This window comes from Mesorhizobium sp. 2RAF45 (assembly GCF_052115225.1).
GTDB classification, from domain to species: Bacteria; Pseudomonadota; Alphaproteobacteria; order Rhizobiales; family Rhizobiaceae; genus Mesorhizobium; species Mesorhizobium jarvisii.
The window spans coordinates 751,563-771,547 of sequence record NZ_JBFRGG010000001.1 but is presented as its reverse complement, the minus strand read 5'-3'; the positions used below and the strand labels follow the sequence as shown (position 1 = coordinate 771,547).

At 63.9% G+C, this 19,985-nt stretch carries 17 protein-coding genes and 2 pseudogenes; 8 read left to right on the top strand and 11 right to left on the bottom strand.

The genetic code is table 11. The features are described from left to right. Positions 1-142 precede the first annotated feature (142 nt). A complete protein-coding gene (locus AB4Z43_RS03795) occupies positions 143-700 on the top strand; it encodes a TetR/AcrR family transcriptional regulator (RefSeq protein ID WP_274609641.1) in 558 nt (185 codons plus the stop codon). Then, the gene (locus AB4Z43_RS03790) at positions 697-1,335 is read left to right on the top strand and encodes an MOSC domain-containing protein (protein ID WP_202359656.1); all 639 of its coding nucleotides are present in this window, start codon (positions 697-699) and stop codon (positions 1,333-1,335) included. The genes AB4Z43_RS03795 and AB4Z43_RS03790 overlap by 4 nt, the downstream gene beginning before the upstream one ends. A gap of 66 nt (positions 1,336-1,401) precedes the next feature. Here the strand turns inward: AB4Z43_RS03790 and AB4Z43_RS03785 are convergent, their stop codons facing one another. Beyond that, positions 1,402-2,241 carry an SDR family oxidoreductase gene (locus AB4Z43_RS03785; RefSeq protein WP_038647761.1) on the bottom strand — a complete coding sequence of 280 codons (840 nt, stop codon included), beginning with the start codon at positions 2,239-2,241 and terminating at the stop codon, positions 1,402-1,404. Positions 2,242-2,373: 132 nt separating this feature from the next. Further along, a pseudogene (locus AB4Z43_RS03780) lies at positions 2,374-3,335 on the bottom strand (D-amino acid aminotransferase). 157 nt (positions 3,336-3,492) lie between these two features. Between AB4Z43_RS03780 and AB4Z43_RS03775 the strand changes: the two are divergent. Further along, positions 3,493-4,002 carry a hypothetical protein gene (locus AB4Z43_RS03775; protein ID WP_441935962.1) on the top strand — a complete coding sequence of 170 codons (510 nt, stop codon included), beginning with the start codon at positions 3,493-3,495 and terminating at the stop codon, positions 4,000-4,002. A 5-nt stretch (positions 4,003-4,007) separates the two neighbouring features. On the opposite strand, the gene AB4Z43_RS03770 is transcribed toward AB4Z43_RS03775, so the two are convergent. Together AB4Z43_RS03770 and tsaA are read right to left on the bottom strand one after the other, a co-directional pair. Next, entirely contained in the window at positions 4,008-4,322 is a 315-nt protein-coding gene (locus AB4Z43_RS03770) for a DUF2293 domain-containing protein (protein WP_115144289.1), read from the bottom strand. Further along, positions 4,319-4,843 (bottom strand): tRNA (N6-threonylcarbamoyladenosine(37)-N6)-methyltransferase TrmO, encoded by a 525-nt coding sequence (gene tsaA, locus AB4Z43_RS03765; protein ID WP_441935960.1) that lies wholly within the window; start codon positions 4,841-4,843, stop codon positions 4,319-4,321. Before tsaA ends, AB4Z43_RS03770 begins: the two co-directional genes overlap by 4 nt. Positions 4,844-5,037: 194 nt before the next feature. Between tsaA and AB4Z43_RS03760 the strand changes: the two genes are divergently transcribed. Both AB4Z43_RS03760 and metF read left to right on the top strand, forming a co-directional pair. Further along, positions 5,038-6,060: an ArsR/SmtB family transcription factor gene (locus AB4Z43_RS03760; RefSeq protein ID WP_441935958.1), complete on the top strand. Its 1,023-nt coding sequence runs from the start codon at positions 5,038-5,040 to the stop codon at positions 6,058-6,060. Continuing rightward, entirely contained in the window at positions 6,060-6,977 is a 918-nt protein-coding gene (gene metF, locus AB4Z43_RS03755) for a methylenetetrahydrofolate reductase [NAD(P)H] (protein WP_019859120.1), read from the top strand. Before AB4Z43_RS03760 ends, metF begins: the two co-directional genes overlap by 1 nt. A 417-nt stretch (positions 6,978-7,394) precedes the next feature. On the opposite strand, the gene AB4Z43_RS03750 is transcribed toward metF, so the two are convergent. Then, positions 7,395-8,312 carry a DMT family transporter gene (locus AB4Z43_RS03750; RefSeq protein ID WP_069092490.1) on the bottom strand — a complete coding sequence of 306 codons (918 nt, stop codon included), beginning with the start codon at positions 8,310-8,312 and terminating at the stop codon, positions 7,395-7,397. Positions 8,313-8,525: 213 nt separating this feature from the next. On the opposite strand from AB4Z43_RS03750, the gene AB4Z43_RS03745 reads away from it, so the two are divergent. Beyond that, a complete protein-coding gene (locus AB4Z43_RS03745; RefSeq protein WP_019859118.1) occupies positions 8,526-9,746 on the top strand; it encodes an alanine racemase in 1,221 nt (406 codons plus the stop codon). Between the two features lie 88 nt (positions 9,747-9,834). On the opposite strand, the pseudogene AB4Z43_RS03740 reads toward AB4Z43_RS03745, so the two are convergent. The 3 genes and pseudogenes from AB4Z43_RS03740 to AB4Z43_RS03730 all read right to left on the bottom strand — a co-directional run. Then, positions 9,835-9,966 (bottom strand): annotated as a pseudogene (locus AB4Z43_RS03740) (SDR family oxidoreductase); the annotation flags it as partial. A gap of 80 nt (positions 9,967-10,046) precedes the next feature. Continuing rightward, positions 10,047-11,225 (bottom strand): lytic murein transglycosylase, encoded by a 1,179-nt coding sequence (locus AB4Z43_RS03735; protein ID WP_019859115.1) that lies wholly within the window; start codon positions 11,223-11,225, stop codon positions 10,047-10,049. A gap of 120 nt (positions 11,226-11,345) precedes the next feature. Beyond that, positions 11,346-12,146, bottom strand: a complete 801-nt coding sequence (locus tag AB4Z43_RS03730; protein WP_027047027.1) for a glycoside hydrolase family 25 protein — start codon at positions 12,144-12,146, stop codon at positions 11,346-11,348. 288 nt (positions 12,147-12,434) lie between these two features. Here AB4Z43_RS03730 and AB4Z43_RS03725 point away from each other — a divergent pair, with 288 nt between their 5' ends. Next, complete coding sequence (locus tag AB4Z43_RS03725) at positions 12,435-13,814, top strand: serine hydrolase domain-containing protein (RefSeq protein WP_069092487.1); 1,380 nt, start codon at positions 12,435-12,437, stop codon at positions 13,812-13,814. Here AB4Z43_RS03725 and AB4Z43_RS03720 read toward each other — a convergent pair whose 3' ends face one another. From AB4Z43_RS03720 to AB4Z43_RS03710, 3 genes are read right to left on the bottom strand one after another with little or no spacing between them, the layout of a single operon-like run. Further along, positions 13,815-14,498 (bottom strand): class I SAM-dependent methyltransferase, encoded by a 684-nt coding sequence (locus AB4Z43_RS03720; protein WP_202359665.1) that lies wholly within the window; start codon positions 14,496-14,498, stop codon positions 13,815-13,817. Next, complete coding sequence (locus tag AB4Z43_RS03715; RefSeq protein ID WP_064983792.1) at positions 14,495-15,793, bottom strand: DUF3419 family protein; 1,299 nt, start codon at positions 15,791-15,793, stop codon at positions 14,495-14,497. The genes AB4Z43_RS03720 and AB4Z43_RS03715 overlap by 4 nt, the downstream gene beginning before the upstream one ends. Before the next feature lie 32 nt (positions 15,794-15,825). After that, positions 15,826-19,458, bottom strand: coding sequence for a hydantoinase B/oxoprolinase family protein (locus tag AB4Z43_RS03710; RefSeq protein WP_441936160.1), 3,633 nt, complete (start codon positions 19,456-19,458; stop codon positions 15,826-15,828). Positions 19,459-19,639: 181 nt separating this feature from the next. Between AB4Z43_RS03710 and AB4Z43_RS03705 the strand changes: the two genes are divergently transcribed. Next, positions 19,640-19,852 (top strand): hypothetical protein, encoded by a 213-nt coding sequence (locus AB4Z43_RS03705; RefSeq protein ID WP_019859105.1) that lies wholly within the window; start codon positions 19,640-19,642, stop codon positions 19,850-19,852. Positions 19,853-19,985 lie beyond the last annotated feature (133 nt).

Here is a 19,985-nt window from a genome sequence, read left to right as displayed (position 1 = left end):
CTTGCCATGTTTCGTATCAATTGTTACGTTATGTGAAACGAGCGAGTCAATAGGTTTCGTATCGATCACTATGGATAACTTGGAAAAGGCTAGGGGTGGTCGTCCCCGCACGTTCGACCCCGACCGGGCGCTGGATGCGGCGATGCATCTGTTTTGGGAGCATGGCTATGAGGCGACGTCGCTGGCCATGCTGCGCGAGGCGATGGGGCTGACGCCGCCGCAGATCTACAACGCCTTCACCGACAAGGAGACCTTGTTCCGCAAGGCGCTGACGCGCTACCACGAGACGGAGATCGGCTTTGCGCTGGATGCGCTGAGCGCGCCGGTACCGACGCGCGAGGCGATCCGGCGGTTGCTGCAGGGCGCGGCGGAGGCCTATTCCAGGCCCGGCAAGCCGGGCGGATGCCTTTTTGTCAGCGGTGCCCTGGCGGCCTCGCCGCAGGCGCGAGCCATCGCGGATGAACTCAAGGCCTATCGCAAGGCGAGCGAAGCGGCGATCGCGGAGCGTCTGGCCAAAGGCCAAGCGGCGAGCGATCTGCCGGAAGGCTTCTCCGTCGAGAGCTTCGCCAAATATATCGCCGGCGTCATGAACGGCATGTCGATCCAGGCGCGGGACGGCGCGTCGGCCGAAGAGTTGCGCATTATGGCCCAAACCGCCCTTGCGGCCTTGCCGCCCGAAGAGCAAAAACGGGGAGCATGATTCAAGGACGGAACGCCATCATGGATCTCTTCCCCGAAGCCGAGAAGCCGGTCGAAATCATTCCGGCGAAGAAGCTTTCCGCTCGCGCCGCAGCGCTCTTTGTCGCGCCGGCGGATCATTTCCAGACGCGACCGGTGGAGGAATTGCGGCTCGGCTTCGACGGCATTTCGGGCGATTTCCATGCCGGATCGACGCGGCGGTCGGGCGGGCGCGAACCCTGGTATCCGCGCGGCACCGAAATGCGCAACGAGCGGCAGCTGTCGATCGTGGCCGCGGACGAACTGGCCATCGTCGCCGGGCGGATGGGCCTTCCCGAGATCAAGCCGGAATGGATCGGCGCCAATCTGGTGATCGAAGGCGTGCCGCATCTGTCGATGCTGCCGGCCGGCACGCTGCTGTTCTTCAAGGATGGCGTGACCCTCAAGATCGATGCCCAGAACGGACCATGCCGCATCGCCGGGCGATCGATCGCCGAAAATGCTGATATGGCCGACATCGAGGCCGGCGCGCTGCTCTTTCCCAAGGTGGCCAAGCGGCTGCGTGGCGTGGTCGCCTGGGTCGAGAAGCCCGGAACGATCAGGGTCGGCGAAGAGATTTCGGCGCGGGTGCCGGAGCAGTGGATTTATCAGGCATAGCCGCCCGTTCTCATCGTGACCGAAGGGCTACGCCGCTGATGAGCGGCGTAGCAAAATGCTGGAGCGTCAGCCCTTGCGGTTCTTGTTGGCGCCTTGCGCCATGACGGACACGTGGTCCCATTTGTCCCAGGTGGCGAGGCGGTTGGCGTATTCCTGGCGGATCATCGGCAGGCCGCCATCGCCGAAGAACACGCGCAGCGGCGGCTCGGCAGCATCGACGATGGCCAGCATCGCCGGGCCGGTCGCCTCGGGATCGCCGGCGACCGAATTGGCGCGGCGCTCGGCCATCTTGGCGCGGGCGGGCGCATAGGCTTCGATCGGCTTGGAGACCTTGGCTGAGGCGCCGGACCAGTCGGTGGAGAAGCCGCCCGGCTCGACCAGCGTGACATGGATGCCGAATTCCGCGACCTCGATGCTGAGCGACTGGCTGAAGGCTTCCAGCGCCCATTTCGAGGCATGGTAGAGGCCGAGCGAGGCAAAGGCGTTGACGCCGCCGATCGACGAGATCTGGATGATGTGGCCGGACCGCTGCGCCCGCATGATCGGCAGCACGGCCTGCGTGACCCACAGAGCGCCGAACACATTGGTTTCGATCTGGTCGCGGGCTTCTTGCTCGCTGACCTCTTCGATGGCGCCGAAATGGCCGTAGCCGGCATTGTTGATGACGACGTCGAGCCGGCCAAAGCGCTTGTGCGCCTCGGCGACAGCGGCATCGACGGCTTTCTTGTCGGTGACGTCGAGCTTGATCGCGGCAATGTTGTCGCCATATTTCTCGACCAGATCGGCGAGCGTGCCGGCGTCACGGGCGGTCGCGGCAACGCGGTCGCCGCGCGCCAATGCGGCCTCGGCCCAGACGCGGCCAAAACCCTTCGACGATCCGGTGATGAACCAAACCTTGTTTGTCATGATGTGGAATCCTTGCCCGTGCGGGCGCAATCTTGGATAAAAGCGGAGGCTTCTCCGCTTTCGGGCATATACGGCCTATCCCGTGATTTTCCAGAGGCGAGGGGGATCTTTTTTGAACAAGACGCCCTTTGATCAGGGATAACTCACCTGAGACGACCAGGCCGGATCGTCGTGCTTTTGCCAGTAGAGCACCATCAGCCGGCCGGTAACAGGCCCGACCTTGCCGTCGGCGATCGCAGCGCCATCGATCTCAGTCACCGGCATGATGCCGCCCGCGGTCGAGGTGATGAAGACCTCGTCGGCCGCCTTGAGCGCTGCAACGCTGACATCGGCGGCGGCGGCGACAAGACCGTCTTCGGCGCAGAGATCGAAGACGGTGCGGCGGGTGATGCCAGGCAGCACGCCGATGGCCGGCGTCGACAGTTTGCCATCCTTGACGCAGAAGACGTTGAAGCCCGGACCTTCGGCGACATTGCCGTTGAAGTCGAGGATGAGCGCGGTCTCCGCACCGCGGTCATAGGCGTCGTAGAGGCCGCGCACCAGATCGAGCCAGTGGTAGTTCTTGATCGACGGATCGACCGAAGTCGGCGGGATGCGCACCTTGTCGCTGATGGCGACGCGCAGGCCGCGCTGCAACTGCTCGGCATTGGCGACCGAGCCAAGGGCACGGCGAAGGCCATGAAGCGGTTGATCGCCTGGCGCGGATCGCGGCTGAAGGTCGGCGAGGCGCCGCGCGTGCACAGCATTTCGACATAGGCGGCACGATGGCCCGAAAGGGCGACGCAATTGTGCAGGATCTCGGCCACGCTGTCCCTGTCGAAGGGGATGGTCATGCGCAGCTTTTCCAGCCCGCCGAAGAAGCGGTCGAGATGCAGGTCGAGGCGGAAGAAGCGGCCGTTCCAGACATGCACCGTGTCATAAGTGGCGTCGGAATGCAGGAACCCCCAATCCAGCACCGACACCTTGGCCTGCGACATCGGCAGATACTGGCCGTCGAGGAAGGCGATGCCATCGGGATAGGAATGCGGGTCGACGTGGCGGGCGCCGACCGTGGGCAGCGGCCTTGAAGCCTTTGTTGCCGTCGTCTGGTCCATCGGGGCCTCCTCGTGTGTGGGGCGGGCCATCAGCCTACCGGCCCGGGAGAGGAGCCATAGTGCCAGCCGTCCGGGCGCTGTTCGTCCTCCATAACGGTCCAGCCGATACACCGGATTGGAATTGCCGTATGATAGGTGGCTTGGAGTGGGAGGGGATATGGGCAGGCTTGGGACGGTCATCGCGACCATGATGATTTTCGCCGGCGCGGGCGAGGTCAGCGCGCAGTGCGTGAAACAAGGTGACGAACTCTGCCAGAACGGCCAGACCTATCGCTGCGAGAAGACCGGCAGCGAACTGACGCCGATCTTCCAGAACCTGCCTTGCACGGTGAATGCGCCGGCGCAGACGCTGACGGGCACCTGGGTCGGCAGTGGCCACCAGAGCCCGGCGGGGGACGCCGGCGCCGACTGGTCGATCGCCATGACGATCAGGGATGACGGCGCGTCGATCGATTATCCGTCACTCGGCTGCGGCGGATCGCTGTCGCAGACGTCGAGGGACGAGACATCGGCGGAATTCCATGAGAGCATCACCTACGGCCAGGAGAAGTGCATCGACGGTGGCGACATCACCGTCCGGTTTTTCAAGGGAAACCTGTCCTGGACCTGGGTCGGCCAGGCCGACGGCCAACCCTACAATGCGATCGCCGTGCTGACCAGACAATAGCCGCCTCATTCCTCTTCGTCGTCGGCGTCGAGCAGGCGTGTCGCGCGCCAGCGGGTGAGCACGATGTTGGTCTGCTCGATGACGAAGAAGCGGGCGGAGTCGCGGTCATAACCCTCGGCCAGCAGCTTTTCGTAGTCGGTGTGCATGTGGCGGATGTGGGCGATCGTCGCCAGCCACACGGCAATGCCCGGCGGCAAGGTCTTCATATGCACTGCGCCGGCGTCGGCGCGGATCTTCTCCATGTCGGCATAGGGCGCCAGCGGCAGAAGGGCGGTCAGCGCCTTGGCGATGGCGCGGCGGCGGCCGGTCGGTGCTGTCATCGGTCATCGCGTCCTTCGACGATCGCCTCTGGCATGGCGTCGGTCGAGGCGAAGTAGGGCTTGATGTCGATGACCGGCGTGCCGTCGAGCACGTCGATGGCGTCGAGATCGAGGCGCCCGGTGGCGATGTCCAATCCGATGAGCCTTGCCACATGCAGGCCGACCGGGTTCGGCCGGGCAGGGGAGCGCAGGCCGAATACGCCTTTCGCTTCAGCCGCATGGCGAGGTTTTTGCACAATCAGATTCCGCGGCGCGTGATGCAGCCAGGACAGGATGATGACATGGCTGGCGCGCTCCAGCCCGCGCAGGCCTTCACGATAGGGCGCGTCGATGGTCAGCATCGCCGGCTGCCCGGTCTCGCGCGCCGTGCGCATGTTTTTCGGGCAGCTTTCCCGCGTTACCCAAGGCGAGGCGATGCGGCCGATGAAGACGATTCCGGCATCCGCCGGCATCGTTGCCGGATCCTGTTCCAGCTTCTGCTCGCCTTCGCGTGCCTCGAACATTTCGCGCGGCCCGGTCATTTTGCTCATCTCCGTGCTGCTGGCTGCCATTGTCAGAAGACCGCTACACATTTTTGGGCGGCGCCCACCGGAAAATCACGCATGCGGCATTTTCTTGTCCGGAAGCGACATAGCGCTTGCAAGGTTTTGAAAATCGACATAAACATATGTTTATATCTTTTTCAAAGTGAATGCGCTGAAAAGAGAATACGCTGATGCATGTTTCGCTCGACACCATGGTGGATACGCTGAAGGCGGCGGCCGAATCCAGCCGCCTGCGCATATTGGCACTGTTGTCGCGTGGCGACCTCACCGTTTCCGATCTTACCGAAATTCTCGGCCAGTCGCAGCCGCGCGTTTCGCGGCATTTGAAGCTGCTTCTCGAGGCCGGGCTGATCGACCGCTACCAGGAAGGGTCATGGGCGTTCTTCCGCCTATCGGATGCCGATTCCGCGCGTGACTTCGTCATGAGCCTGGTTTCCAGCATTCGCGGCGCCGATCCGCAGGTCGAGCGCGATCTCGAGCGGCTGGCCTCGGTCAAGCGCAAGCGGCAGGACCGGGCGGCGGAGTATTTTTCGGTGAATGCCGCAAGCTGGGACCATATCCGCTCGCTGCATGTGCCGGACCGCGCGGTCGAGGCGGCGATGCTGAAGCTGGTCGGCAAGCGGCCGTTCCAGTCGATGCTGGATCTCGGCACCGGCACCGGGCGGCTGCTCGAAATCTTCTCGCCGCTCTACCGGCGCGGTGTCGGCATCGACATGTCGCGCGAGATGCTGACCGTGGCGCGCGCCAATCTCGACAAGGCCGGCGTTTCCAATGCGCAGGTGCGGCAGGGCGATATCTTCTCGCCGCCGGTCGAGCGCGATGCCTTCGATCTCGTCACCATCCACCAGGTGCTGCACTATCTCGACGATCCGGCCCGCGCCATCCACGAGGCGGCGCGGCTTTTGCGCCCGTCGGGCCGGCTGGTCATCGTCGACTTCGCGCCGCACACGCTGGAATTCCTGCGCGAAGAGCACGCACATATGCGCCTCGGCTTTTCGGACCGGCAGATCGGCGAATGGTTTGCCGAGGCCGGCCTCGATCTCGAGGATGCCCAGGAATTCGAGCCGCGCGGCGGCAGCGAGCCCAGGCTCACCGTCAAACTCTGGCTTGGCCGCGATAGGCGCCTGCTGATCGCCGACCCTGCCAACGACAGCCAGCAGACCAAAGTGAATTCGATAGGGGAAATCGCCTGATGAACCAGTTCCGCTTTTCCCGCCGCCCCGACATTGGCGACAAGGTCAAGGTTTCCTTCGAATTCTTCCCGCCCAAGAATGACGAGATGGAGGCGCGGCTGTGGGACACGGTCACAAGGCTGGAGCCGCTGAAGCCGAAATTCGTCTCGGTGACCTATGGCGCCGGCGGCTCGACGCGTGAGCGCACGGCGCGCACCGTCTGCCGCATCCTGAACGAGACCAGCCTGACGCCGGCCGCGCACATGACCTGCGTCGATGCCGCCCGCCATCAGGTCGACGCGGTGATCCAGGAATTCGCCGATATGGGCGTCAAGCGCTTCGTCGCCCTGCGCGGCGATCCGGCCGCGGGCGTTGGAACCGCTTACCGTCCGCACCCGGACGGCTATGCCAATGGTGCCGAGCTGGTCGGAGCTCTGAAGGACGCTGGCGATTTCGACATTTCGGTTTCGGCCTATCCGGAGAAGCATCCGGAAAGCCCCGACTTCGCCACCGATATCGACATGCTGAAGCGCAAGGTCGACAATGGCGCGACGCGGGCGATCACCCAGTTCTTCTTCGACAACGATCTCTACGAGCGCTATGTCGAGCGCGCGCGCCGGGCCGGCATCTACATCCCGATCGTTCCCGGCATCCTGCCGGTGCATAATTTCACCCAGGTCGCCAATTTCTCGGCGCGCTGCGGCGCGCTGGTGCCGGCATGGCTGGCCGAGCGCTTCGACGGCCTGCAGAACGACCCGCAGACCCATGCGCTGGTGGCATCCGCCGTCGCCGCCGAACAGGTTCTCGACCTGGTCGAACGCGGGGTGGGCGACTTCCACTTCTACACAATGAACCGCGCCGACCTCGTCTTCGCCATCTGCCACATGATCGGCATCCGCTCGCATGAGGCGGAGGTGGCGGGCTCGGCTGCTGCATGAGGCAGCGCTGAACAGCAAAAGGCCGGGTAAAAACCCGGCCTTTCGAATTGTTTAGACTATCTGGTGCTGGTCTTCCCCGTTTTGGCGGGTTCAGGGAAGGACGCCCATAATGAGGGCGCCGATGAAAGCAAACGCAGCACAAATCATCAATGCGTTGATTGGCCTCGTAAGTCCCATGACATAGCCTCCTCTTAAAGAGCTATGCCTAAGAGTCTAGGTCCATTTGTGCCACAGGCAAGCGGAAAATGTGCTGCATTGCGACGTGATTGTGAAATTTGCGACTCCGATTTTGCCGTTAGCCGTTGAAACTTCTCGGCAAAAACCCGCTTCAGACCTGTGAATAAATTGTGGCGGCGACGTGTCGATGCTGTGTCATGGCAGCGCTACCGCCGCGAAAATCGACTTCGATTTTCGCGCCTAACGCCTTCCAAGGACACGTCCGTCGATTGTGAGAAGACCGAGGCCGATCAGCACCACGCCGCCGATCTCGAACAGTTCCAGCCGCTCGCCCAGGAAAAGGAAACCGAGCAGCATGGCGCTGGCCGGCACGATCAACGTGACCAGCGAGGCGTTGGTGGCACCGGCCGAGGCGACGAGGTTGAAATAGAGGACGTAGGCGAAGGCGGTGGACAACAGCGCCAGTGCCAGCACCGCCGCCCAGACTGGCGGCGAGGCCGAGAACAGGCCGGCCGGGCCGTGCGCCAGCAGCACGACCGGTATCATGATGATGGTCGAGGCGGTCAACTGCCCGGTGGCGATGACCGGCGAGGGCACGCCCTTGAAGCGGCGGGCGACCATCAGCGCGACGCCATAGGACAAAGACGCGCCGATCAGCGCGAATTTGGCCCATACCGGGCCGCCAAGCCCGGCAAGCACGCCGGGACCGATCATGACAGCGGTGCCGGCGACGCCGAGCCCGATGCCGGCGAGCTTGTTCCAGGAGAGCTTCTCGTCCGATGTCAGCGCGTTGGCAAGGATCAGCGTCCAGAACGGCGTCGTCGCGTTGAGCACCGAGGCGACGCCGGCGCCAAGCTCGGTCTGGCCGGCGAAGATCAGCGAGAAGGGGACGACATTGTTGGTGAAGGCCAGCAGGAAGAACAGGCCGGCATGCGGAAAGGCAAGGCGGAAGGATGGGCCGCGCAGGCCGAGATAGATCTGCAGCGCGATTGCCGCGATGGCGACGCGAAACAGCACCAGCACCAGAGGGTGAAGCTCCGCCACCGCGATGCGGGCGAAGAAGAACGAACCGCCCCAGATGGCGCCAAGCAGCAGCAACTGCCCCCAGTCGGTAAGCGTCATCGGTCCGCGCGACGCCGATGTGGCGGCAATTGCCATGTGGATCGTCCTCCCCCGACATGCCGGCTCGAATGTCAGCCGGCCAGACACGGGCATATCGGGTCTGGCGACAAGCGCCACCCGAAACCTGATCGATGGCAAGCGATGTCGCCGAAGATTAGCGCCGCGGCGTCAGGTGCACGAGACACAGAATTGTTTTCATTGGCCGCTAGCTTGGATTAATTGTGCGCAGCCGAGATCGAGGATTCGTCAATGCAGCGATTCGAGAATGCCCGCGAGGCGGCACTGGCGCTTCGTCCTGACGATCCGGTCTATTGCTTCCGCCCGCAGGTGCTGAAGGCCGATGCCAGGCAGTTCATGGGCATGTTCCCCGGCAAGACCGCCTATGCGGTCAAGACCAATGGCGAGCAGATCGTGCTGAAGACCTTGGTCGAGGCCGGCGTCAACGCCTTCGACGTCGCTTCGCCCGGCGAATTCGCTGCCGTGCGCGCCGTCTCTGCCGATGCCGAGATGCTCTACATGCACCCGGTCAAGGCGCAGTCGGACATCAAGCTGGCGCTGGAGAAATACGGCATCCGCGTCATTTCGCTAGACCATGAGGACGAGATCACCAAGCTGACGCGGGTGGTGCGGGCGCTCGACATCGACCCCGGCTCGATCAGCGTATTCGTGCGCATCCAGACGAAAGGGTCGGCGGCCTACGAACTGTCGAAGAAATTCGGAGCCGGGCCGGCCTATGCGGTAGAACTCGCCGAGCGGCTGAACCGCACGGGCTACAAGGTCGGCCTGTGTTTCCATGTCGGCAGCCAGATCGAGGATCCCGACACCTATGAGCGGGCGCTGGCTTCGGCCGACTGGGTGCGCAACCGGTTGACCTTCGACATCGCCGGCCTCGATGTCGGCGGCGGCTTTCCGGCCGAATACGGCCATGATCCGAACCGCAAGCAGATCGAGATGCCGTCGCTCGGCCAGATCATGTCGCGGCTCTCCGGCGACTTGAAGGAATATCAGTTCGACCAGATCCCGCTGGTGGCCGAGCCGGGCAGGGTGATCGTGGCGCGTTGCCTGTCGCTGATCGTGCGCGTGCTGTTGCGCAAGGGCAAGCGGCTCTACATCAATGACGGCATCTGGGCGTCGCTATCGGATTCATGGACCGGCAAGATCACGCTGCCGGCGCGCTTCATTCCTGATCCGGCGATCAGGACCCGCAATGGCGCTGAAAAGAACATCGTGCCGTTCAAGGTCTGCGGCGCGACCTGCGATTCCGTCGACATCCTGTCCAGGCCTTTCTGGCTGCCGGAAACCGTCGACACCGGCGACTGGATCGAAATTGGCCATATCGGCGCCTATTCGCTGTCGCTACGCACACGCTTCAACGGGTTCTATCCCGATACGTTCGTCGAGGTGACGACGCCGTTCGACGAAGGCGATGCGCCGCAAGGCTTTGCGAGTTTGGAGACGATGGCAGACTAGGGGGTAGGGATCGTTTGTTATACTGGCGCTTTCAATGTCACCTTTGGTATTTGCCCACTGCCTACTGCCTACTGCCTACTGCCTATCCCTACGCCACTCCACCGCCAGCCTGGATGTTCTCGCCGGTCAGCCAGCGGGCCTCGTCGCTGGCCAGGAAGACCGCGATATCGGCAACGTCGCGCGGCGCGCCTATCCTGCCGAAGGGCGACATGCCGCCAGCCTTGCGGGCGTTCATCGATTTCGTGCGGGCGAGGAGAGCAGGCGCTAGCCGGTAGCGAGGGCCTCAAGAATGGCGGCCCCTCACAGCTTCGCCAAAAGCTCCGGTGTCGGCCAGCCGTCCACCGGCAGGCCAAGCCGCATCTGCTCCTTGCGGATCGCTTCGCGGGTGTTGGTGCCCAGAATGCCGTCGACCGTGCCGACGTCGTATCCCCGGGCCTCGAGCTTGGTCTGCAGCGCCTTCATCTGCTCGTTGTTGAGGCCTTGGTCCGGGGTGCGCGGATCAAGCGGCGGCGCGCCTGCGAGCCGCGCGGCCAGATTGGCCGCGGTCAGCGCATAGGTGAACGACTGGTTCCATTCGAGATAGACATCGAAATTGTCATAGGTGAGGAAGGCCGGGCCCTTGCGGCCCATGGGCAGCGCCAGGCCGGCCTTCAGCCCCTTGTCGACGAGCGGCGAGCCGTCGGGATTGGTGACGCCCCACTGCGCCCACTGCGTCAGCGGCAATTTGTTGGTGCGCCCGGTCTGATCCCAGGGCATGTCGTCGGGCACCCGCACTTCCTGAATCCAGGGTTCGTCGCGCTTCCAGCCGCGCGACAGTACCTTGTTGGCCGTGGTCATGATCACGTCGGGCACGCTGTTGCGCAGGTCGATCTTGCCATCGCCGTCGCCGTCGACGCCCCGGGCCAGATAGTCCGAAGGCAGGATCTGCGTCTGGCCGATCTCGCCGGCCCAGGCGCCCTTGACGTCGGCCGGCAGCACGCCGCGATCGATCAGCTCCAGAAGCGGCACAAGCTGCTGGCGGAACAGTTGCGGGCGGCGGCAATCATGCGAAAGCGTCACCAGCGCGCTCAGCGTGTGGAAATCGCCCTGCACGGCGCCGAAATCGGTTTCCAGCGCCCAGAAGGCGGTGATGACCGGCGCCTGCACGCCGAACTGCTGATCGGCGCGGGCGAAGACATCGGCGTATTTCTTCATGTTCGCCGCACCTTGCTTCAGCCGATAGGCCGAAATCATGCGGTTGGAGAACTCGATGAAGGTCTGGGTGAAGACGCCCTGCGCGCGGTCGCGCGCCAGCGCCCGCTCGTCAAAGGTGGCATCTTCCAGCGCATCGAGACCCACGGCGCCGACACCGGCCGCCTTGGCTTCCGCCGCCACGCCCTGTTTCCAGGTTTCGAAGTCGCCGCCGCATTCCTGCGCCATCGCCGGCAAGGCCGTGGCGCACAGGAATAGCGCCGCGAGGGCTTGGGAACGCAGTCGCATCAGCTTCCTTTCGAAACGAAGAGGGCATTGTCGTGCTTGGCTGGAAACCCAATGCCCGAATTACCGGCGGTTGCACTCTTTACCGCTGGCTGTGTCGAAAAGCAGGCGGCAGGCCCGGTGTCAACGGGTGTTCTGCCGCAACCACTTGTTCCATGCGGCTTCCGAGCCGTTGAAGACGTTGATGTCTGATTTGCCGGTCATGCCGGGAACGATGCCGGTTCCGGTGTACTGCCAGAAGGTGAAGGGGTGGCTGCCGTATTTTTCGCGCGGGTGGCCGGCGACCGAGCGCAGCCAGTAGGGGTAGCCGCGGAAGCTCGACAGCTCGTTGTCGTCGAAGAAGTCGACAGAGGTGTAGATGATCGGTTTCTTACCGTAATGGCGCTCGACGATCTGGAGGAAGGTGGTCATCTCCGCGCGCACCGTGGCGGCGTCGGGACGCAGCCGGCAGGTCGGCGATTTGGGGTTCCATTCCATGTCGAGAACCGGCGGCATGGCGGAGCGGTCGACGGGAACGTTCTGGATGAACCAGCGCGCCTGCTGGGCAGCCGGAGTGCAGAAATAGAAGAAATGATAGGCCGCGCGCGGAACGCCGGCGGCTTTCGTGCGCGCCCAGTGCTCGTTGAAATACTCGTCGAAGCGGTCGCCGCCTTCGGTGGCCTTGATGAAGGCGAAGGAAATGCCGCTCGCCTTGGCGGTCGGCCAGTCAACCGAGGTCTGGTATTTGGAGACATCGGTGCCGTGAACGGCATAGTTCCACGGCGCGCCGCTGTCCCATTCATGCGGCTTGGAATCCTCGAAGCGCGGCGCGCGTACGGCGACCGTCGGGCTGCTGGACCCGGACGGCGACAGCGGCGACAGATCGTCCACGGTCGAGCAGGCGCCAAGCAGCGTCAGCATGAAAAGGGCCGCAAGACGGCGCATCACAACTTCCAAGCCGGAAACAGCCGGTCGCTGATGGGTCTGTGAACCGATGGCCGACGATTGGTCGAGCCCCTCCGGGCGATCGCCCCACAGCATCGCCCAGTCTATCCCTTTTTGTGCATGTCGTGGTCCCAAAACCGCAGCGCACTTTCGGGCGACATGCCTCCTGTGATCGCCGATCATGGTTGAGAATCCGTTGACGGCGCTCGACAAGTGCCCTGATTTTGCGGAAGCAATGGCGGCAATTCGATGACATAAGGGGCCGGCGAAAGTCCGGGAGGAAGCGGAATGCGGTTCGTCGTCAAGATCGTCAGATGGCTGCTTGGCCTGATCGTTATGGCGGTCGCCGGGCTGTTTGCCTGGCTCTACATCGCGCCGCCAGAACTGATCCGCGTCGGTTCCGGCTATTCGGCCAAGATCGTCTGCTCCAACGTCTTTATTGCCGGGCGCGATGCCAACGAAGTGCTTGCCGTCGACGTGCAGGCGCCCGGCCACCCGCTGCTGCGGCTGATGCGGGTCTCGGTCGACAAGAACCGGGGCACCGTTTCGGCGGGCCTGCTGGGCTTCCTCGGCAAGAGCGAGGCGGTGTCGCGCGATGGGCTGGGCTGCGCCTCGATCCCCGACGGCGATGTCGGCAAGGCGCGGCGTACGACGGTCCATGTCGAGCCTTCGCCAACCAGCCGGGATACGCTGTGGCCCGAAGGCGAGCGGGTCGAGGCATCGCAGGATCCGGTGATTGCCAAGCTGCTCGACGATGCGGCGCTGACCGGTTCGGGCATGCGCGCGGTGGTCGTGGTCAAGAACGGCCGCGTCGTCGCCGAGCGCTATGGCGACGGCTTTTCGGCCAAGACGCCGCTGCTCGGCTGGTCGATGACCAAGACGGTGAATGCCGCCATCGTCGGCACGCTGGTCAAGGACGGCAAGATGGCCGTCGACAACAAGGGCCTGTTCGCGCCGTGGAAGGCGGACGGCCGCGCGGCGATCAGCCTTGCCGACATGATGGCGATGTCGAGCGGTCTGGAGTTCAACGAGGACTATGGCGACGTCGCCGACGTAACGCGCATGCTCTATCTCGAGCCCGACATGGCGGGCTTTGCCGAATCAAAGCCGCTGGCAGGCGAGGTCGGCAAGGTGTTCTCCTATTCGAGCGGCACGGCGGTGATGCTGTCGCGGCTCTGGCAGGACGCGATCGGCGACAAGGCGAAGGCGCTGACATGGCCGCGCACGGCGCTGTTCGGGCCGCTCGGCATGCACAGCGCCGTGCTTGAAACCGACGAGCAGGGCACCTTCGTCGGTTCGTCCTATCTCTACGCCACGGCGCATGACTGGGCGCGCTTCGGCCAGTTCCTGCTGCAGGGCGGCGTGTGGAACGGCAACCAGGTCCTGCCGACGGGCTTCGTCGACTGGATGCGCGAGCCGGCGCCTGCCTCGAAAGTCTACGGCAAGGGCCAGTTGTGGATCGAGGCGCCCGGCGATGAGGAAAATCCCGGGGCCGGCGTCGCGGCAGGCCTGCCCAAGGACACCTATTGGATGGAGGGGCATGACGGCCAGACCGTAGCGATCATTCCGTCGGAGCAGCTGGTGATCGTGCGGCTGGGGCTGACACCGGCCAAGGTCGGTTATCGCCCACAGACGATGGTGGGGGCGCTGGTGAAGGCGCTGCATTAGCTAGTTGCGCGGTCCAATCACGCCAAACCAGGCATAACCGCGATAAAGCGTGCAAAAACGGAAGGTTGCGCCGGTTCGCCGAGATTCCGATTCCAGAACTTCGCGCAGCGATTCACGCGGCGTGACGTGGAATTTTCTGAGCCAACCGCGCAGCAAGGTCCGGAACCAGCCCGGCAGGCCTTCCTGCTGGCCGAAATCGACGATGTGCAGCGAGCCGTCGGGGGATAGCGCGGCGAGTGCCGCCGACACCGTCTTTTCCCAGCCTGGGATCATCGACAGCGAATAGGAGACGAAGACCCGGTCGAAGCGCTCGATGCCGTAAAGGGAGCCCGCATCGAAATCGGTGGCGTCGCCTCTTGCCAGCGTGACGCGGCCGGACAGGCCTTCGCGGTCGATCGCCTTGCCGGCCGTCTCCAGCATCTCGGCCGAGATATCGAGGCCGAAGAAGCGGGCATCAGGATAGCGACGGGCGGCCAGGATGATGTTGCGACCGGTGCCGCAGCCGAGTTCCAGCACGGTGCCGCCTTGTGGCACCTCAAGCCCATCGATCAGCCGGTCGCGGCCGAGCAGATAGTATTTGCGGGTCAGGTCGTAGATGTGGCGCTGCCAGTGGTAGACCCCGTCCATCAGCTCGGCATGATTGGCCTTGAATGCCGGGCTGACCGGCAGCTCGGTCGTGCTCATGCGGCGCGCTTCACGTAGAGGTGGAAGCCGCCATAAATGGCGGAGCGGTCGCGGGTCGAGAATTCGCGTGAGGCCTCGTCCTGATAGTCCCACTGGTCGAGCAGCGAGGTCGAGACGCGGCCCGGCAGCAGGCTGGGCTCGGCGGCGGTGCGGAAGATGACGCGAGCGCCTGCGGAGGCGGTGCGGCTGATTTCCGACCACAGCGCGTTGAGCTGGTCATCGGTCATCCAGTCCTGCGCATCGAGCAGGATGAAGCGGTCGACGGTGCCCGCGTCCTTGCCGGCGAGGAACTCGATCAGATTGGCATGGTGGATGGCGACGCGGTCGATATTGCCGCGAATGGTGTCGTAGTTCTGCTTTTCCAGATAGGCGGGCAGGGCGGCCTCACCGGGATTTGGATAGCGGCGGGCAAAGGCCTGCCAGGCGAAATAATTATTTTCCAGGGGAAAATCGCAGGCGAGCTTTTCCAACCGGGCCTTCAGAACGCTGGCCATCGTGCCGTCGCCCGATGTGATCAGCGAATCGTACTGCGCCGGCGGAATGCCGAGGCCAAACAGCGAAGCCTTGCGCGAGGTCGCCCATTTCAAGAGCTTCTTGTCGAAGACCGGGGCCAGTTCCTCGTTGAAGAAGCGGCGCTGCTCGGCGATATTCCCAGCTTCCATCATGCGGGCCGGATTGACGCCGAAGAACTTCGCCGTGCGGTGGCCCATGGCGATGAACAGGCCGAGCAGGCCGGTCTGGTAGAAATTGCGGTCGAAAACACCGATGCGGCGGCGACCACGCCAGTTGCAGCGTTCCCAATAGTGGCGGCTGACCGGATCGAGATGCGGCGCGATGAAACGGTCATAGGCTTGCGAATTGTGGCTGGTGTCGGCGGCGCCGAAGAAGCGGAACAGGTCGCCCTGCGATGGCAGACGGCGCACCGCCTCCAGCTTCATACGGTTCAGCGCGATATGGGCGGCGTTGAGGTCGACGGCGTCGATCCGTGCCGGCGATCGGGTGAGGTAGGCCAGGATGTTGCAGCCGCCGGAAGCGATGGTGACGATGCGATGGCCCTCACCAAGCTGCATGGCCTCCATGTCGACATCGGGGTCTTCCCAGATCTGCGGATAGACGAGGCCGGAGAACAGGAAGGCGAACAGCCGCTCGGAGATGCCGGCTTTGGAAAGCGCGCGGTTCTGGTAGACGGCCTTTCCAACTTCCTTGCCGCGGCGAAAAACCAGATCCGAGGAGACGTCCGTCATGGCAAAGTGATTCCCCATTTGCTTTGCCGCAAGCGGGTAGCGCAGCGTCATGACAGGCCGGTGACAGCCTGTTGACGTGTTCTTTACAGCTTGCCAAAGCCCCCCGGCGTCGGCGTCATCAGGATCACTGCATCGCCGGCCTCGAGCACGGTCTGATCGCAGGCCTTCAGCATCTCGATCGCCCCGTCCTTGCGGCGGATCTTGGTCGAGCCGACCTCGCCGTCGCCGCCGCCGTCCAGCCCCTGCGGTGGGCGGTTGCGGTGCGAGGACAGGATCGCGCATTCCATCTTCTCGAGAAAGCGGATGCTGCGTTTGGTGCCATCGCCGGCGCTCCATTTACCCTTGCCGCCGGATCCCTTACGGATGTGGAAATCCTCCAGCACCACGGGAAAGCGCAGTTCCAGCACTTCGGGATCGGTGAGGCGAGAATTGGTCATGTGGGTGTGCACGCCGGAGGTGCCGGCAAAGCCGCGGCCGGAGTTCATATGGCCGGCCGGTGAGCCGGAGCAGATCGTCTCGTAATACTGGTACTTCTTGTTGCCGAAGGTCAGGTTGTTCATCGTCCCCTGCGCATTGGCCATCGCGCCCATGGCGCCGAACAGCGCGTTGGTGACGTGCTGCGAGGTCTCGACATTGCCGGCAACGACGGCGGCGGGATAGGCGGGCTTCAGCATGCAACCGTCGGGAATGACGATGTTGATGGGCCGCAGACACCCGGCATTCATCGGGATCATGTCCTCGACCATGACACGGAAGGCATAGAGGACCGCGGCGCGGGCCACCGGCTCCGGCGCGTTGAAATTGTTCTTCATGACAGGCGATGTGCCAGTGAAGTCGACCGTCGCTTCGCGCTTTTGCCGGTCGACCGATATCTTCACCTTGATCACCTGGCCGGTGTCCGTGGGATATTCATAGGCCGATGTGTCGGGCAACCGTTCGATCACCCGCCGCACGCTCTCGGCCGCATTGTCCTGGACGTGGCCCATATAGGCCTCGACGACATTGAGGCCGAAATGCGCGACCATCTTGCGCAGTTCGGCGACGCCTTTCTCATTGGCGGCGATCTGCGCCTTGAGGTCGGCAATGTTCTGGTGCGGGTTGCGGGCCGGGTAACGATGGTCGGTGAGCAGCGCATGCAGCTCTTTTTCGCGGAATTTGCCGCGGTCGACGATGCGGAAATTGTCGAACAGCACGCCTTCCTCGTCGACCGTGGTGGCGAGCGGCGTCATCGAGCCGGGGGCGGTGCCGCCTATATCGGCGTGGTGGCCGCGCGAGGCCGCCCAGAACAGGATCTCTTTCTGCGCGTCGTCGAACACCGGCGTCACCACGGTAATGTCGGGCAGATGCGTGCCGCCATTGTACGGTGCGTTCAAGGCAAAGACGTCGCCCGGGTGGATGTCGCCGGAGTTCAGCCGGATGATGGTTTCGACCGAGCGGTCCATCGAGCCCAGATGCACCGGCATGTGCGGCGCGTTGGCGACCAGCGCCCCTGTATGGTCGAAGACGGCGCAGGAGAAATCCAGCCTTTCCTTGATGTTGACGGAATAGGCGGTGTTCTGCAGCGTGACACCCATCTGCTCGGCGATCGACATGAACAGGTTGTTGAAGACTTCGAGCATGACCGGATCGGCTGATGTGCCGAGGGCGGCGGCGCGCGCCTTCTTTTCCGTGCGGCGGATCACGACATGGTTGAGGTTGGTGATTTCGGCCTGCCAGCCCGGTTCGACGACAATGGTCTGGTTCGGTTCGAGGATAAGGGCGGGGCCGGCCACCAGATTCGATGGGCGCAGGTTCTCGCGACGATGGATGCCGGCTTCATGCCACTGGCCCTCGGTGTAGATGCGCCGCGTTCCGGAAGCGCCGGCTTCAATCCGTGCGGGTCCGGCGGGCGCATAGGCCTCGGCGCTGCTGTCGCCGATTTCGCTGCCTTCGACGCCAACCGTCTCGACGATCATCGGCTTGTCGTCATAGACGAAGCCGAATTGCGCCTTGTGGGCGATTTCGAAGTCGCGCTTTGCCTGGAAAATCGAGTCGCTTTCGAAATTCACCGGCAGTGTCGTGTCGGTGCCGTCATAGCGGATGTGCAGGACGGGCTTTGCGGCAACCGTGTCCTCGGCGATGCCTTGCGCGGCCAATTCGGCGATCACGGCCTTTTTCAAGGTGGCGATGAGGCCGGCGATCTCTGTTCGGGACTCCTCGGCAAGCGGTTTGAGCAATGCCTGCTGGCGCGAGGCAAAGACCGATGCCAGGCCGATGCCATAGGCCGAAAGCAGGCCGGAGAAGGGGTGGATCAGCACCGCTTCCATGCCGAGCGCATCGGCGACCAGGCATGCGTGCTGGCCGCCGGCCCCGCCGAAGCAGTTGAGCAGATATTCGGTGACGTCGTAGCCGCGCTGCACGGAAATCTTCTTGATGGCGTTGGCCATGTTCTCGACGGCGATGGTAACGAAGCCTTCGGCAACCGCTTCCGGCGAGCGGCCGTCACCGATCTGGTCGGCGAGGGCCGCGAATCTTGAGCGCACGGTTTCGACATCGAGCGGCTGGTCCTGGCCGCGGCCGAAGATCGCCGGAAAGAAATCGGGCTGCAATTTGCCGAGCATCACATTGGCGTCGGTGACGGCGAGCGGGCCGCCGCGCCGGTAGGCGGCGGGGCCGGGATTGGCGCCCGCTGAATCCGGCCCTGCGCGAAAACGGCCAGCCTCGTAATGCAGCACCGAGCCGCCGCCGGCGGCGACGGTGTGGATGCGCATCATCGGCGCGCGGACGCGCACGCCGGCGACTTCGGTATCGAAAGCGCGCTCGTACTCGCCATCATAGTGGGCAACGTCGGTGGAGGTGCCGCCCATGTCGAAGCCGATGACCTTGCCGAAGCCCGCGAGCTTGGCCGTCTCGACCATGCCGACGACGCCGCCGGCCGGACCCGACAGCAGCGCGTCCTTGCCCTGGAACATGTCGGCGGCGGTGAGGCCGCCCGACGACATCATGAACATCAGGCGAGGGGACTGGTCGCCGTCTCTCGCCGCGCCCAGTTCTCCCGCCACCCTTTGCACATAGCGTGACAGGATGGGCGAGAGATAGGCGTCGACCACGGTGGTGTCGCCGCGGCCGACCAGCTTGATCAGCGGCGAGACCTCATGGCTGACCGAGACTTGGGCGAAGCCGATCTTGCGGCAGACCTTTGCCACCGCCTTCTCGTGATCGGGGTATTTCCAGGCATGCATGAAGACGATGGCGACGGCATCGATGCCGTCGGCCTTCGCCTGCTCGATCGCCGGCCGGCAAGCGGCGATGTCGAGCAGTTGTTCGACGCAGCCGTCGGCGAGCACGCGCTCGTCGATCTCGATGACGCGCTCATAGAGCTGCTCGGGAAGGATGATCTCCTTGGCAAAGATGTCGGGCCGCGCCTGGTAGGCGATCCTCAGCGCGTCGCGAAACCCCTTGGTGATGAGCAGGAGCACGCGGTCGCCCTTGCGCTCCAGGAGCGCGTTGGTGGCGACCGTGGTGCCCATCTTGATGTCGCCGATCAGCCCGGACGGGATCGCGGCGCCAGGATCAACGCCGAGCAGGTCGCGGATGCCCTGGATGGCCGCATCGGCATAGGCTTCGGGATTCTCCGACAGAAGCTTGCGCGGATGCAGCCCCCCTTGCGGATCACGGCCGATGACATCCGTGAAGGTGCCGCCCCGGTCGATCCAGAAATCCCATTTCGCGGCCATGGCGGCTGTCTCCGGCATTTTTCGTTTTCAGCTTTCGTTGTTAATGCGCCAATGCGGCGGCAGCAACGCATCCCGTTGATGTTACACGCGGAAACGCAACGTTACGAAACTCATGGCCGTGTCGCGCATTTCCTCTTCGACCGTTCACCGCAACGTGAGCGTGTGTTGAAGGAGAGATATTATGAAAAAGCTCATTCTGGCTTCCGTGTCCGCCCTTGCCCTGCTGGGCGTCGCGGCCTGCAGCGACAGCGGCAAGGGCACTGACACCACCACAACGCAGAGCACCAATCCGCCGGCTGCTGAGCAGCCGATGAAGCCTGCGGCTCCGGCCGACAATTCGACCAAGCCTGCCGAGCCGGCTCCGGCAACGCCTGCTCCTGCGCCCGCGCAGTAGTTTGTAAAGCAGTAAGAGTGTCTTGGGAGGAAGGGCCGGCGTCTCGCCGGCCTTTTCTTGCAAAGGCAACCACCTGGACCGACCAAGGAGCCCCTGGTTGTTATTGGCTTGATAGCGGGGACCGGTTGGTTCT